Annotated in this window: 13 protein-coding genes; 5 read left to right on the top strand and 8 right to left on the bottom strand. The window is 72.2% G+C overall.

Translation table 11 applies throughout. From position 1 onward, the window contains the following. Window positions 1-54: 54 nt before the first annotated feature. Window positions 55-699 carry a ferritin-like fold-containing protein gene (locus tag ABR571_RS06575; RefSeq protein WP_409452386.1) on the bottom strand — a complete coding sequence of 215 codons (645 nt, stop codon included), beginning with the start codon at window positions 697-699 and terminating at the stop codon, window positions 55-57. A gap of 152 nt (window positions 700-851) precedes the next feature. On the opposite strand from ABR571_RS06575, the gene ABR571_RS06580 reads away from it, so the two are divergent. The 3 genes from ABR571_RS06580 to ABR571_RS06590 are packed head-to-tail and all read left to right on the top strand — an operon-like array spanning window position 852 to window position 4,884. Beyond that, window positions 852-2,582 (top strand): DEAD/DEAH box helicase, encoded by a 1,731-nt coding sequence (locus ABR571_RS06580; protein ID WP_409452387.1) that lies wholly within the window; start codon window positions 852-854, stop codon window positions 2,580-2,582. A gap of 26 nt (window positions 2,583-2,608) precedes the next feature. Next, entirely contained in the window at window positions 2,609-3,985 is a 1,377-nt protein-coding gene (locus ABR571_RS06585) for a hypothetical protein (protein ID WP_409452388.1), read from the top strand. Beyond that, window positions 3,982-4,884, top strand: coding sequence for an alpha/beta fold hydrolase (locus ABR571_RS06590; RefSeq protein WP_409452389.1), 903 nt, complete (start codon window positions 3,982-3,984; stop codon window positions 4,882-4,884). Before ABR571_RS06585 ends, ABR571_RS06590 begins: the two co-directional genes overlap by 4 nt. A gap of 20 nt (window positions 4,885-4,904) precedes the next feature. Here ABR571_RS06590 and ABR571_RS06595 read toward each other — a convergent pair whose 3' ends face one another. The 4 genes from ABR571_RS06595 to ABR571_RS06610 all read right to left on the bottom strand — a co-directional run bounded on the left by ABR571_RS06595 (window position 4,905) and on the right by ABR571_RS06610 (window position 7,404). Continuing rightward, window positions 4,905-5,720: a RecB family exonuclease gene (locus tag ABR571_RS06595; protein WP_409452434.1), complete on the bottom strand. Its 816-nt coding sequence runs from the start codon at window positions 5,718-5,720 to the stop codon at window positions 4,905-4,907. A 61-nt stretch (window positions 5,721-5,781) separates the two neighbouring features. Further along, the gene (locus ABR571_RS06600; RefSeq protein WP_409452390.1) at window positions 5,782-6,651 is read right to left on the bottom strand and encodes a PHP domain-containing protein; all 870 of its coding nucleotides are present in this window, start codon (window positions 6,649-6,651) and stop codon (window positions 5,782-5,784) included. A gap of 2 nt (window positions 6,652-6,653) precedes the next feature. Beyond that, complete coding sequence (locus tag ABR571_RS06605) at window positions 6,654-7,238, bottom strand: PH domain-containing protein (protein WP_409452391.1); 585 nt, start codon at window positions 7,236-7,238, stop codon at window positions 6,654-6,656. A 7-nt stretch (window positions 7,239-7,245) separates the two neighbouring features. Continuing rightward, the gene (locus ABR571_RS06610) at window positions 7,246-7,404 is read right to left on the bottom strand and encodes a hypothetical protein (RefSeq protein WP_409452392.1); all 159 of its coding nucleotides are present in this window, start codon (window positions 7,402-7,404) and stop codon (window positions 7,246-7,248) included. A gap of 130 nt (window positions 7,405-7,534) precedes the next feature. On the opposite strand from ABR571_RS06610, the gene ABR571_RS06615 reads away from it, so the two are divergent. Next, window positions 7,535-7,936 (top strand): NUDIX hydrolase, encoded by a 402-nt coding sequence (locus ABR571_RS06615; RefSeq protein WP_409452393.1) that lies wholly within the window; start codon window positions 7,535-7,537, stop codon window positions 7,934-7,936. 13 nt (window positions 7,937-7,949) lie between these two features. Here the strand turns inward: ABR571_RS06615 and ABR571_RS06620 are convergent, their stop codons facing one another. The 3 genes from ABR571_RS06620 to ABR571_RS06630 form a co-directional block, all read right to left on the bottom strand. Next, window positions 7,950-8,459, bottom strand: a complete 510-nt coding sequence (locus ABR571_RS06620; protein WP_409452394.1) for a MaoC family dehydratase — start codon at window positions 8,457-8,459, stop codon at window positions 7,950-7,952. 111 nt (window positions 8,460-8,570) lie between these two features. After that, the gene (locus tag ABR571_RS06625; protein ID WP_409452395.1) at window positions 8,571-9,158 is read right to left on the bottom strand and encodes a suppressor of fused domain protein; all 588 of its coding nucleotides are present in this window, start codon (window positions 9,156-9,158) and stop codon (window positions 8,571-8,573) included. Window positions 9,159-9,193: 35 nt separating this feature from the next. Continuing rightward, window positions 9,194-9,484, bottom strand: a complete 291-nt coding sequence (locus tag ABR571_RS06630) for a WXG100 family type VII secretion target (RefSeq protein ID WP_409452396.1) — start codon at window positions 9,482-9,484, stop codon at window positions 9,194-9,196. A gap of 183 nt (window positions 9,485-9,667) precedes the next feature. Here ABR571_RS06630 and ABR571_RS06635 point away from each other — a divergent pair, with 183 nt between their 5' ends. Next, complete coding sequence (locus tag ABR571_RS06635) at window positions 9,668-13,852, top strand: FtsK/SpoIIIE domain-containing protein (RefSeq protein WP_409452397.1); 4,185 nt, start codon at window positions 9,668-9,670, stop codon at window positions 13,850-13,852. The last annotated feature ends 2 nt before the right edge of the window (window positions 13,853-13,854 follow it).

A 13,854-nucleotide genomic window follows, 5' to 3' on the forward strand; every position in this document is an offset into this window, starting at 1 on the left:
GGTTGGGGTGATCGAATAGTACCCGGGACGTCGAGTACCGGAAACAGCCGGAAGTCAGCCGGCAAGCCCCAAGGCGGTCATCCGCTCCGCGTGCCGGTCGGTGATCCGACTGATCAGCCCGGCCACGCCCGTGAGATCGCCGGTGCCCTCGACGAGCAACAGCATGAGCGAGTCGCGGTCGGCCAGCACGTGCTGCGTCTGGCTGAGCGCCTCGCCGACCAGCCGCCGGCCCCAGAGCGCGAGCCGGCCGGCGATCGCCGGCTGCTCGGCCACAGCCGCCTCGACCTCACGGACGGCGAACTCGGCGCGGCCGGCGTCGGTGAGGACGTCGCGGATGAGCTCCGCCGTCCCGTCGTCGACCAAGGCGGCGACCTCACGGTAGAAGTCGGCGGCCATGCCGTCCCCGACGTAGGCCTTGACCACGCTCTCCAGCCAGGTGGAGGGCTTGGTGAGCGAGTGATACGTCTCCAGCGCGGCGACGAAGGGCGCCATCGCGATCTCGGGGGCGGTGCCGAGCTCGACCAGCCGGTCGGCCAGGCACTGGTAGTGCCCGAACTCGAAGGCCGCCATGGCCGACATCTGCGCCCGGCCGGCCAGCGTCGGCGCTAGTCCCGCGTCGTCGGCGAGGTGGCCGAACGCGCTCAGCTCGCCGTAGGCGAGAGCGCCGAGCAGGTCGACAACGGCATCGGAGGACGGCACGCCCGCAGGCTATCTGGCCGTCCGGATAGACTCAGGGTGAAAGCATCACGAATCTGCGCGTTGACCACCTACTCTGGCGCCTCCCTCTCCATGCGGGTCGCAGGCGCACGATCTCTCGAAAGCCGGTCGGCGCACCCGTACTGAGGAAGCGCATGACCGAAGAACTGACCACGCTCTCGCCCGCCGAGGTGGACCACCGCACCGATCTGCCGGAGACGGTGGTGACGCCCGAGCCGCCCGCTCCCCTGGCTGCCCGCGCGCCGGTTCGCGAGGACAGCCCGGCCTTCAGCGAGTTCGACATCAAGCCGGAGATCGTCCAGGCCCTCGAGGACGTCGGGATCACCCGGACGTTCGCGATCCAGGAACTCACCCTGCCGATCGCGCTGGCCGGCAACGACTTGATCGGGCAGGCCCGCACCGGCACCGGCAAGACGTTAGGGTTCGGCGTCCCCCTGCTCAACCGGCTGGAACTCCCCGGCGGCGCCGGCGCGCTGCCCCAGGCGCTCGTGATCGCGCCGACCCGGGAACTGGCCGTGCAGGTCTCCGCCGACGTCGCCCAGGCCGGAAAGCGGCTCGGTGCGCGCGTGCTGACCATCTACGGCGGCCGCGCATACGAGCCGCAGATCGAACAGCTGAAGAAGGGGGTCGACGTCATCGTCGGCACGCCCGGGCGGCTGCTCGACCTGGCCCAGCAAGGGCATCTGAAGCTCTCGTCTGCGCGGATCCTCGTGCTCGACGAGGCGGACGAGATGCTCGACCTCGGGTTCCTGCCCGACATCGAGAAGCTGCTGGCCATGGTGCCGGCCGCGCGGCAGACCATGCTGTTCTCGGCCACCATGCCCGGACCGATCGTCGCGCTGGCCCGCCAGTTCCTGATTCAGCCCATCCAGATCCGGGCCGAGCAGGGCAGCGAGAAGCCGAGCACCTCCCACGTCGACCAGTTCGCCTACCGGGCCCACGCGATGGACAAGGCCGAGCTGCTCAGCCGCGTCCTGCAGGCCCGCGGGCGTGGGCTCGCGCTGATCTTCACGCGGACGAAGCGCACGGCGGCGAAGGTGGCCGACGATCTGGCCGACCGCGGGTTCGCTGCGGCGGCCATCCACGGCGACCTCGGCCAGGGCGCGCGCGAGCAGGCGCTTCGCGCGTTCCGCTCCGGCAAGGTCGATGTGCTGGTCGCCACCGATGTCGCCGCCCGCGGGCTGGACGTCGACGGCATCACCCATGTGGTGAACTACCAGGCTCCCGAGGACGCGATGACCTACGTGCACCGCATCGGGCGCACCGCCCGGGCCGGCAAGCGGGGCAGCTCGGTCACCTTCGTCGACTGGGACGACATGCCGCGGTGGAAGCTCATCTGCGACGAACTCGAGCTGCCCTTCCATGAGCCGGTCGAGACGTACTCCACGTCGCCGCACGTCTACCTCGAGCTCGACATCCCCGAGGGGACGAAGGGGACGTTGCCGCGCGGTGACCGCACCCGCGCCGGGCTGGACGCCGAGGAGCTCGAAGATCTCGGCGGCCCGTCGGCGCGCGGCGGCCGCAGCGACAGCCGGCGCGACGCCGGTGGGCGCTCAGGCGGTCGTTCCGGATCCGGGCCGGTGCGCGACCGTGGCGACCGCCCCGAGCGGACGGAACGCCCCGAACGCCCGGCCCGCAGTCGCAACCGCACGCGCACGCGTTCCGGGCAGCCACTCGACGCGGAGGCGAAAGCGAGCAGTGCGCCGTCCGGCGCCCCTGCCGGTGACGCACCTTCGGAGGCGGGCGAGGGCGCGGCGCGCAATCGCCGTCGCCGGCGGGGGTCCCGCGGCCGCGCCCGGCCGGCCGGCGCCGACACCGGCGCCGAGACCAGTGGATCCGGCGACGGCGCGCCCCTTACTGACTGAATCCCGGCGTAGGCCAGGATTGACGCGTGACTGAACCGACGGCGGCCACCTCCGCACCGGAGGACCCGGCCGGCGGCGCCGACGGCGCCCGGCCGCTCGGGGCCGGACCGGACGCTGCGGCGGCGGCGACGCCGACGCGCTCGGATGCCGCGCTCGGCCGGTACCGCGCCGACCTGCGCCACCGCCGGATCGTCTACGTCACCGTCCTCGCCGTGCTGCTGGCGGCGGTGGGCACGGTTGTCGGCGTCGCGTGGTCGCGCGGCGAGGTCTCGCACGCCACGCTGCACCGGTTCCGGCCCGGGCCGCCCAATCTCGCGCTCGCGCCGCCCTCGGCGACCCTGCAACCGGCGTGGCGCACCAGTGACCGGCTCGCCGACGGCGTCCCCCAATGGGGCGGAACGGTCATCACCTTCTCCGACCACACGGTGGGCGGGCGCAATGCTCGCACCGGCGCGCGCACCTGGACCTACACGCGCACCGACCGCACGATCTGCGCCGTCGGGCAGACGGCCGGGACGACCATCGCCGCCTTCGAGAACCGCGGCAACTGCGACGAACTCGACGCGTTCTACTCGAGCACCGGCAGCCGGCGCTGGACCCGAACCCTCGACTTCGACGGGCTGCCCGTGAACGGGCGACCCGCCTTCCAGCCGACGACGTCCACGTACATGATCACCACAGGCCTGGCGATCTACGCGATCGACCCGGTCACCGGCTACAACCGGTGGACCTACCACCGCGACGCCTGCCACATCCGTGGGGCGGTGCTCGGCTCGGCCGGCGCCCTCATCAGTCAGACCTGCTCGCCGCGGGTCCGATGCGGAACGCAGAAGTTCTGCCGGCCCGGTGCCCAGATCTTCCTCCGCGACGGCTCGACCGGTCGCGAGGACGACTCGAAGGACAATCCCGACAAGATCAAATGGCTGATCGCCGAGGGCGCCACTCTGCCCGTTGCCGCCGACCAGGTCGTGCTGACCGCCGAGCCCGGCGGGGTCGCTCTGCACATGCTCGACACCGGCAAGGGCACGCTGATGCGCCGGCTGCCATTGGCCGCCGGCGCCGGCGTCACGGGCACTCCGACTGCGGTGGCCGCCGCCGACGCCGAATTCGTCTGGCTGGCCGGCCGGACCTACGTGGTCCAGACGAATGCGGTCCGGCCGCTGTGGTCGCGGGCGACCTCGTCCGTGCCCACCGTGGTCTCGTCGACCGGCCAGGGCGATCCGGCGCTGGCCGACGCCCGCATCACGGTCTCGTCCGCCGGCGGTATCGCGGTACTCAATGGGCACAACGGCCGAGTGCGCACCGCGTTCACGGTGGACACGCCGGCGCCGGGCAGCGTCGTTTGGCCGCTGGGTTCCGGCTTCGTCGTCGGCGGGGCGAACGGAGTCGAGGCGTACAAGTGAGCGAACCAAGCGGCGCGAACCTAAGCCTGGCGACCGTGCTGGCCGAACGGAATGAGGGCGTGACCGTGGTGTCCCAGCTGGACGTGGGCGCCGCCCGACGCCTCGCCTTCGAGCTTCCCGATCAGCGCATCGCCGCGCTGCAGGTCGGCCCGACCGACGGACGGCCCGTGCTGCTGTTGCCCGGCTACACGGGCAGCAAGGAAGACTTCGGGCCGATCCTCGATCCGCTCGCCGCCACGGGTCTGCTCGTCACCAGCATCGATCTGCCCGGCCAGTTCGAGTCCCCTGGCCTCCCTCCGGGCGGCGACTACACGCCCGACGGCTTGGCCCCTTACGTGCGGGAGGTGGCCCGGCGGCTTGGGCCGCGCACGCTGTTGGTCGGGCACTCCTTCGGCGGTCTGGTCGCGCGGGCGGCAGTGATCTCCGAGCCGGCGCTGTTCGAGTCGCTCGTGCTGCTGTCGTCCGGTCCGGCGGCGCTCGAGGGCACCCGGCGGGTGACCATCGACCAGCTCGACCCGGTGCTGGCTTCGGCCGGACTGCCCGGCGTCTACGCGGCGATGCAGGCCGCAGCAATCGGTGATCCCCACTTCGTGGCCCCCGACCCGGATCTCGCCGACTTCCTCGAGCGGCGATTCCTCGGTAGCTCGCCCGAGATGCTGAAGGGCATGGCCGACGCCTTGCGATCCGAGCCTGACCGGGTCGCCGAGCTACGGGCGACCGCGGTGCCGGTGCTCGTGGCGCACGGGACCGACGACGATGCGTGGCTGCCGGCCGTGCAGCTCGACATGGCCGAGCGGCTCGATGCGCGCTACGCCGTGATCCCGGATGCGGCGCACTCCCCGGCGGTCGAGAACGCCGAAGGCACGGTTGCCGTGCTCACCGAGTTCTGGCTCGGCTGAGCGGCTGCGTTCGACGAACCTCACTGGCCCCCCGGCTGTCCCAGCCCGGCCCAGGAGTCGAGTTCGGGCGAGGTCGCCCGTCCCTCCGGGCAGTGCCGCCGGAAGTCGCACCACGCGCAGGCGTTGGAGGGGGCGGCCGGGAACACGTCGTCGGGATCGGCCCCCGCGGCCAGGGTGTCGGTGGCCGTAACGATGTCCTCAGCCGTGCTCTCGGCCCTGTCGAGGTGGCGCTGCAACGACGCGTCGGTGTGTTCGAAGGACGACACCGTGCCGCTCGGCAGATGGTGCAGCTCGACCGTGCTGCAGGGCCGGCGCAGCGTGCGGCGGACGCCGAGGACGTAGAGCGCCAGCGCCAGCGATCCGCGGGCGTCGTCGCCGTCCAGCTCGCGGCGGCCCGTCTTGTAGTCGACGACGACCAGCTCGTCGCCGCGGTCGTCGACCCGGTCGACCCGGCCGGAGACCGCGAGTCGCTCGGTGCGGGTGGCCACGGTGCGTTCGACACCGATGGGCTCAACCCGGGGATCGACCGATCCGAGGTACTGGCGCACCCACGCTGCGGTGTTCAGGCACGCCTCGAGCGACTGCGCGTCATCGCGAAAGCCGACGTTCTGCCAGTTGCGCTCGACCAGTTCCGCGCCGGCGTCCGGGGTGCGCTGGGACAGTGGCAGCAGCCACCACTTGGCCAGGGCCAGGTGCGCCGTCGCTCCCACCATGTTGTGGGCCCACGGGGCGCCCCGCGGCGGTGGTGGCCGGTCGACGTAGGTGAACCGGTAGCGACGCGGGCAGTCGAACGCCGCCAGGCGGGACGGGGTGCACGAGAACAGTCGCGTCGGCATCGAGCCGAGGGTGAGCTGTTCGGTCACGGGAGCCACGGTATGCGGCCCGGCCGACAGTTGTTCACCTGCCACTGGAGTCCCCGATGGGCCGCCGGGCGGTCGAGTGCGCGAGGAGTTCCTCGAACGCCGCCGGGTCGGTCAACCGGGCGCCGATCGGCGTCGGCTTGTTCGTGCCGTGGTAGTCCGACGAGCCCGTGGCGATCAGACCGAGGTCCCGGGCCAGGGCGGCCGCGTGAGCGCGGTCGTCGGGCTCGTGGTCGGGGTGATCGACCTCGAGGCCGATCATTCCGGCGGCGGCCATCGCCGCCACCGTCTCGTCGAACACGACGGGACCGCGCCGCCGCGCGATCGGATGCGCGAAGACGGGCAACCCGCCGGCCGCTCGGATGAGCCGGATGGCCTCGAACACGTCGGTGTCCGGCTTGCGCACGTAGTAGGGCCGACGGGAGGACAGCAGGTCGCGAAACGCGGCGTCGACGTCGGGAACGACTCCGGACTCGACGAGCGCGCGGCCGATGTGCGGACGACCGACCGAGCCGCCGGCCGCCAGTCCGCTGACCTGCTCCCAGGTGACCGGGTAGCCGTCGGCGGCCAGGTTCTCGACCATGGTCCGTCCCCGCACCCGGCGGCTGTCGCGCAACCGCTGCCATTCGGCCCGGATCGGCGGGTCGTTGGGGTCCACCAGGTAGGCCAGCAGATGCAGGCTGATGCGCCGTCCTTCACCGTCGAGGTGCACGCAGGAGAACTCGACGCCAGGTACGACGGTCAACCCGGCCGGCCGGGCGGCGAGCGCTTCGTCCCAGCCGGCGGTCGTGTCGTGGTCGGTGATGGCGACGACGTCGAGTGCGGCTCGCGCGGCCGCTGCCATGAGCTGGGCGGGGGTGTCGGTTCCGTCGGAGGCGGTGCTGTGCGTGTGGAGGTCGATGCGCATCGTCAGCCGCGACGCCGGACGAAGGGGTTCCTGTCGGTGCGCGAATACGGGGCGGTGGGCAGGTAGGGCAGCGGTTCGGTGATGTACTCGCCGTCGATCAGGCCGTCGTCGGGGTCGGGCCGGTGCGGCTCGCCGAGGAGCACGCCCCGTAGTTGCAGATAGAAGTTCTTGGGCTGGGCGATGCGCCGCAGCCGCCGCACGCCGGGGTGATCGCCCGGAGCCTCGAGCTCGATGGTGCCGTAGCCCAGAATCTTGCCAGGCACGGTCTCGACGAGGCGGGCCCCGGAGATGCGATCGACCCGCAGCGATGCCTCGGTGCTGGTCGTCTCGGGGACGCCCTGGACGCGGATGATCCGCTTGCCGGTGAGGATGATCCGTTCGGCCCGCCACGTCTGCCAGCGCAGGAACCCGAGGCTCACGAGGAGCAGCAGGAAGAACCACGTCATCGGGTTCGGCTTGGCGATCGCGGCGAGCAGCAGGACCAGCATGGCGACGGCGAAGACTTTCGACGGTGGCCGCAGGAGCACGATCCAGTGATGCCGGGTGCTGGCGCGCACCGGCAGTTCGGAGGGCAGGAAGGCCGGCACCGCGCGGCTAGGAGGAGAGCTTGTCGAGGAAGTCCCCGACACCGTTGGCGACGTGCTTCGTCAGGTGGCCGAGGCCTCGGACCATGTCGGCTGCCTGGTCCGGCGAGGTCATGATGTAGAAGATGACGAACGCGACGGCGAGTGCGGCGATGGCAGTCTTGACCATCGGCAGATGCCTCCCTCGGTGGCGTTCGCTCGATCGGGTGCGCCCTTTTTCGCGTACCTCGTAGTCGTTCCTACCGCACTACCGTCGGCATTCCGGGGAGCCGCGCCGCACCGAGCTGGGGAGGTCGACCGTGGCGTTACGGGTGCCGTGCGCCGGCGGAATCGTGCACGACGGCACGGGCCGGCTGCTGGTGATCCGGCGGAGCCAACAGCCTTCGGCCGGGTCGTGGTCGGTCCCGGGCGGTCGCTGCCGGCCCGGCGAGGCAGCGGCCGCGGCCTGCGTCCGGGAAGTGGCGGAAGAGACGGGGCTGGAGGTGGCGGTACTGCGCCGGGCCGGCCGGGTCGAGCGGGCCGCTCCGGGCGGTGGGCTCTACGTGATCGATGACTTCGTGTGCGCCGTGCTGGGGGGCGAGCTGCGGGCCGGTGACGACGCGATCGACCCTCGGTGGGTCAGCCGCGCCGAACTGGTCGCGCTCGACCTCGTGCCCGACCTGTATGCGACGCTCGCCGAGTGGGGTGTGCTGCCCAACTGAGCGGTCGGGCGGTTCAGCCGCGCGGGATGGGCTCCGGCCGGCCGGGTTGCTCGCCGCCGCGGGCCTCGATGTACTCCTTGGTCGGCACCATCACCTTGCGCCGGAAGATGCAGACGATCGTCCCGTCCTGGTTGTAGCCGATGGTCTCGACGTAGACGACGCCTCGGTCGGTCTTCGACTTGGACGGGGTCTTGTCGAGAACGGTCGTCTCGCCGTAGATCGTGTCACCGTGGAACGTGGGCGCCACGTGGCGCAGCGACTCGACCTCTAGATTCGCGATCGCCTTCCCGCTGACGTCGGGCACCGACATGCCGAGCAGCACCGAGTAGATGTAGTTGCCCACCACGACGTTCTTGCCGAAGTCGGTCGTCTTCTCGGCGTAGTTGACGTCCAGGTGCAGCGGGTGATGGTTCATCGTCAACAGACAGAACAGGTGGTCGTCGTACTCGGTAACCGTCTTCCCCGGCCAGTGCTTGTAGACGGCGCCGACCTCGAACTCCTCGTAGTAACGACCGAACTGCACGATGCGTCTCCTCCGCTGGGATCCTGGGCGCGTTGACGGCTCAGTGTCCCAGGCGGTCGCCGCCCGCCCGCGCCGTCGCGGGCCTGGCGTGCTCGAGCCCACAAGGCTGGTTCAGGCGGTCCCGTCCAGCGCGACCGGGCGTCGGCCGAGGTCGAGCAGATCCGCACCTGCCTCGGTCCACAGATCGCGCAACGCCGCACTGCCCCGGACCCGGCACCAGGCCAGCTCCGTCGAGGTCGCCGGCGTGATCTGCAGGATCGCGACGGTGCCGCCGGCGGCATCGACGGAGCCGATGGGCGAGACGTCGACGACGACGCCGGTGCAGGCCGATCCGCCGGTGAGCGGTTCGCCGAGGTCGATGCTCATGCCGGGTGCGTAGACGACACCCTCGACCACCGGAGCGGCGGCCAGGAGGGCGACGCGCCGCCACACCTCGGCGTGCTCGTCGGTGGGGTCGCGAAGGTGCAGCATGAGTTCGGCGCGGGGCCCGTCCGGGGCCAGAACCGCGTCCGCCGCACCCGTCATCGGATGGCGCGACATGCCCAGGCTGAGGTAGGCGCGCTCGCCCGGAATCGGCTCGAAGCGCAGCACCTCGATGGGGTCGACCCCGACGAAGGACACCGACGCGCGGGCCGACCGATGCCCGAAGTGCTCGACGAGCGCGGCCTCGACGGCGGCGAGGACGGTCGGCGAGGTCACTGACCCGACGCTAGCCGATCCCCCGCGACGAGCCGCTACCTGAAGGTCGCGGCCACCGCCTGCTCCGTCTCGGCGTAGGCCGAGCCGGCGCGGACCAGCAGCGCGCCGATGCCGTCCAACGCGTCACACAACCCTTTCGCGTGCTGATCGAAGTTCTCGTACAGCGTGGCGAACTGCGCGGCCGCCGCACCGCTCCAGTCCGCTCCAAAGAGCGGGGACAGCTGCGTCTTGAGGCTCTGGTGTTCGCCGCGCACGTCGGCGCAGACACGATGGGTGGTGCCGCCGAGCGCTCCGAGTTGCGCGGGCGTGACTTTGAGACTGGACACGATCTACTCCTCTTTGCGGTTGCAACCGCGGGACGGTGTACGGCGCGGAACGCTACGACGAAATGACGTCCCCCCACGGCGCCGGTCGGCATCCTGTGGACAACGGCCGCCCGGCACCGGGGTTGTCCACAGCGCGGCGGGCATCCGAAGCGAAACGTCGGCGTCCCGACGCACACTCGCGACGTGCAACTGCAGTTCACCGTCGACATCCGCGGCGACCGACATGACGTCGCCCTCGCCGCGCCGGATACCGCGACTGTCGCCGACATCGCCCCGGCCCTGCGTGCGGCGGCCGGCGCGGCGACCGACGTCCCGCTGTGGCATTCGGGTCGCCTGCTGCCGGAGGACTGCTCGATCACCGAGGCCGGGGTCCGGACCGGTTCGCTGCTGGGACTGGGCGGCCCGGCCGGCGAACGCGCCCGTGCGGCGGTGTTGGAACTGCACGTCGTGGCCGGACCGGACGCCGGGCGTGTCACCGCGCTGGACCGGGGCCGGCTGCGGATCGGCCGCGACCCGGGCTGCGAATTCACTCTGGCCGACGCCGACGTCTCGCGCCAGCACGCGGTCGTGGATGTGGGGTCACACGCGATCACGCTGCACGATCTCGGCTCGACCAACGGCACCCGCGTCGACGGCCGTCCGGTGCCGGCCACCGGCAGCGAATTGCGACCGGGCTGCCTCATCTCGATGGGCGACTCCTTGCTGACGATCGCCGGCCCTCTCGATGCGCCGGCGACCCTTCAGGCCGGTCCGGACGGATCGCTGTCCGTGCTGGGTTCGCCGCGCCGCCGGTCATCGGGGCTCGATGCAGAGATCGTGCTGCCGATCCGGCCGGACCGCTCCCGCCCTCGAGGCGTTCAGTGGGTCACCGCACTGCTGCCGGCGGCGGCCGGCGGCGCCATCGCCTGGTTCGCCCACTCCCCGCAGTTTCTCCTCTTCGCCCTGCTGTCACCGCTGATGATGGTGTCGACCGCACTCGGCGACCGGCTGCACTGGCGCCGCTCCCGGCGCCGCGATGCCGCGACGTTCCGGCAGCGCCGCGCCGAAACCGAACGTCGCATCGCCGACGGCCTCGGACGGGAGACCGCAGACCGCCGGCTGGTCGCACCCGATGCCGCTACGGTCCGCGGCGCGGCGTGCCTCCCGAGCTGTCGGCTGTGGGAACGCCGCCGCAGAGATGACGACTTCCTGGACGTCCGACTGGGTACCGCCGACCTGCCTTCGACGCTGCAGATACGCGACGGCGCATCGGTCGCGCCGGCGGCCACGCTGACCTCCGTCCCGGTGAACGTCGGCCTGCGCTCGGGGCCCCTCGGCGTGGCGGGCCCCGCCGACGTGGTGGCGGCGTCCCTGCGCTGGCTGGTCGGCCAGCTCGCCGTGCTGCACTCGCCGCCGGACCTGGAACTCGCTCTGCTGCTCGATCCGAGCCGGTCCGGCGACTGGGCGTGGGCACGCTGGCTTCCCCATGTGCACGGTCGGGTCGCCACCACCGAGCCGACTTGGGCCGCCCTCCTTGCCGACCTGACGGCGGCACTGGACCACCGGCGCCGGCAGCGGCGGGTCGAGCCAGGTGGCTGGCCCGGCCCCTGGTCGGTGCTGGTCGTCGACCGGATGTCCCAGTTGAGCGAGGTGCCCGGCCTGGCCGAGCTACTGGCCGACGGCGCCGCCTTCGGGATCACGGCGATCTGTGCCGGTAGCGAGGCGACCGCGTTGCCCTCGTCGTGCGCGGCGGTCGTGCGGGTGTGCGGCGATTCGGGCACTCGCGCCCGCTTGTACAGCGAGGCGGACCGGGCCGGCACCGCCGCGGTGCTCGACGGCGTCTCCTCGCCGTGGGCCGAGACCGTGGCGCGCGCGCTCGCACCGTTGGTCGATGCCGGCATCGCCGGGGCTGCCGCTCTACCGGACGCCTGCCGGCTGCTCGACCTACTGGGCTTGGAGGGCGAACCGGGCGAGGAAGGCGGCGCCATCGAGCGGCACTGGGCCCGGTCGGCCGGCGGTGCCGCGACGGTGCTCGGTCGCTGCGCGGACGGCGAGCTCGAGGTCGATCTGGTTCGCGACGGCCCGCACGCGCTGATCGCCGGCACCACCGGCGCGGGCAAGTCCGAACTCCTCCGGGCGCTCGTCTCGGGGTTGGCGACCAACCATCCGCCGGAACAGATGAACTTCCTCCTCATCGACTACAAGGGCGGCGCTGCCTTCGGCGACTGCGCGCGCCTGCCGCACACCGCGGGCCTGGTCACTGACCTGGATCCGTATCTGACCGAGCGGGCGCTTCGATCACTGCACAGCGAGCTGCGCCGCCGCGAACGGCTGTTCGCCGCGGCGGGCGCGGACGACCTGCCCTCGTACCAGGCCCTCGCGGGTGACGAGGCGGTGGCGCGCCTGATCATCGTCGTTGATGAGTTCGCATCGCTGGTCGACGAGCTACCCGATTTCGTCCGCGGGCTGGTCGGCGTGGCGCAACGCGGTCGCTCGCTCGGCGTCCATCTCGTACTGGCCACCCAGCGGCCCGGGCGCGCGGTGTCGCCGGAGATCCGGGCCAATACGAGCCTGCGCATCGCGTTGCGAGTCACTGACGCCGCCGAGTCCACCGACGTCGTCGGCGCACCTGACGCGGCGACGATCCATCGATCGGTTCCCGGCCGGGCGTATCTGCGCACCGGTTCATCGTTGACGTGCTTCCAGGCGGCGTCCGTCGGCGGGATCGGGCACCGGGACACGACGGGAGTCCGGGTCGAGCGACTGGGGCCGTGGCGCCGGCCGATCGAGCAGCCGGTCGGAGCGGAAGGCCCGACGGACGTGAGCCGATTGGTCGAGGCCATCCGCGCCGCAGCCTCCCGGACGACGCGTCGCGCCGCGCCCAGTCCCTGGGTCGCGCCGCTGCCTGACGCCCTGCCCCGCACCGCGCTTGATCGCCCGCCGGATGCAGCCGTCGCTGTCGCCCGCGTGGACCTGCCCGATGAGCAACGGATCACCGAACTCACACTCGACCTCGCCCGAGGGTCGTCCTTGCTGGCGGCCGGAACGACCCGGTCCGGCCGTACCGGGCTCCTGGCCTCGCTGGCGATCGGCGCGACCGAGCAGCTCGGCCCCGACGCGTTGAACCTGCACGTCGTCGACGCGACCGGCGAGCTGGCATCGGCGCTGCGAGCGTTGCCGCATGCTGCGACGATGCTCGGCCCAGACGAACTGGGACTGGCGCCGCGGCTTCTCCATCGCCTCGAGCAGGAGTGCTCGCGTCGCCTGCGCGAACAGCAGAACGGCGGGGGCGGAGCCGACCGATGGAGCCGCTTGCTGTTGCTCGTCGACGGCTGGGAGACCTTGGCCGCAACGCTCGGCGACCTCGACGGGGCCGGCTGCACAGAGGCGCTCGGCGCGCTCCTTCGGATCGGGCCAGCGGCCGGGGTGAGCATGGCGGTGACGGGTGACCGTTCGACGCTGGCGCCGAGGTTCTCCAGCGGATTCGCCGAGCGGGTCCTGCTCCGCCTGCCCGACCGGAGCGACTACGGCCTGGCCGGAGTCCAAGCCCGCAACGTGCCGGTCACGCTGCCACCAGGGCGCGGTATGCGGGCCGGTGACGGCGCCGTCCTGCAGGTGGCGCACGCCGGCAGCGTCCCTGGCCTGGAGGGTTTGCGACGCGTTGCGAGTGCAGTCGCCGCGCGCTGGGCCGCGGCGCCCGCAGCCGACGTCTGCCCGCACGCCATCCGGATCCGCGCGCTGCCGACACGGGTCGCCCTGGGCGACCTTCCCCGCGGGAAAGGGCTGGCGATCGGCCTCGCCGGCGATCGGTCGCAGCCGTTGCTCCTCGATCCGTTCGCAGGTGCAGGGCGGATGCTGGTTGCCGGGCCGCCGCGATCGGGACGGACGACACTGCTGCGCTCGCTCGCCCAGCAGGCGTGCGCCGCGCGCCTTCCCACCGTCGTCGCGGCGTCATCGCGCTCGGCGTGCGCCGAAGCGGCCCGTAGCCTCGGCCTCCGGCTGATCACGCCGGCCGACGACGAGGTCGGTCCGGCGCCCGCGACGCCCACCCTGCTGCTGATCGACGACAGCGAGGCCTTCCTCGACACCTCCGCCGGGGACCGGCTGACCACGTGGGTGCGGTCAAGCGACGCTCCGGTGGCAGCGGTGGTGGCCGGCCGGTCCGATGACCTGGCCACCACCTATCGCGGCGTCGCGGCGGACGTCCGGCGCAGTCACTGCGGAATTCTGCTCCGGCCGGGGCCGGTGGACGGTGAACTGCTCGGCGTCCGATTGCCGCGCCGCCCCAGCGCCGGGCCGCCCGGCCGAGGCGTGATCATCGGGACTCCTGCGTGGGATCCGCTGTTCGACGACGGCGATCCCGTGCCCGTCCAAGTGGCGCAACCGTGAAC

Origin of the sequence: Jatrophihabitans sp. (assembly GCF_046262535.1) — a bacterium.
GTDB lineage: Bacteria > Actinomycetota > Actinomycetes > Mycobacteriales > Jatrophihabitantaceae > Jatrophihabitans.